At 38.2% G+C, this 655-nt stretch carries 2 protein-coding genes; both read right to left on the reverse strand.

The window, feature by feature from the left end:
- On the reverse strand, window positions 1-231 hold a 231-nt coding region (locus ASC50_RS02900; RefSeq protein ID WP_162491127.1), incomplete at its 3' end, for a uracil-DNA glycosylase family protein.
- A complete protein-coding gene (locus ASC50_RS02905; RefSeq protein WP_056928671.1) occupies window positions 221-532 on the reverse strand; it encodes a hypothetical protein in 312 nt (103 codons plus the stop codon). The genes ASC50_RS02900 and ASC50_RS02905, both read right to left, overlap by 11 nt.
- Window positions 533-655: the final 123 nt, after the last annotated feature.

The raw sequence follows: 655 nt of genomic DNA on the forward strand, positions 1-655 counted from the left end.
AATGTGTGATTTCAGGAGCAACTGCTTTTTATCCGCATAAGTGAGAGGCTGCTCATCCCCGGTGATGTGCGCCATAACTTTCCAAAACCGGTTGCTCGGATGCCCATAATATTCGCCAAGTTCCAGCGATTTGTCGCCGGGGAGTGAGCCTAATATCAGAATTGTTGTGTCTGAATTTGAGATTGGGGCGAAAGATGTTTTTAAACTTGATGTTGGTGTTTCAAAAATCATATTTTCTTTTTGCTTCAGGAATCTCTCGCACTTTTTTGATATTATCTTTGATTTTGTTCAAAACCGTCATAAACTGCTTTTCATCAACAGTTTCTCCGAAAAAAATATCGTCCATAAGTTCATCCTTATCATCATAGTGTAGCCAATAATCAACCAAACCTTCCGCCTCCTCCAGATATTCCTCCTCCGACTGGCAATCATACGCCAACACACCAAACGGCAATGTCAAATCGTGATTAAACCGCTCTGCTGTGGTAATCACTGCATCATAAGTGTTTCTTGATAAATAGTCTGTATCCATATCTTTCTAATTTATGCAGCAAAGGTACATATAATATTTTGAAATTGGCAAATCTTTTTGATATTTTGCCTTGCTATCAAAACTATACTTATAGTCCGTTGTTGAATAAACTACAAAGTAGTA

The sequence above is a fragment of the Candidatus Symbiothrix dinenymphae genome (assembly GCF_001431085.1).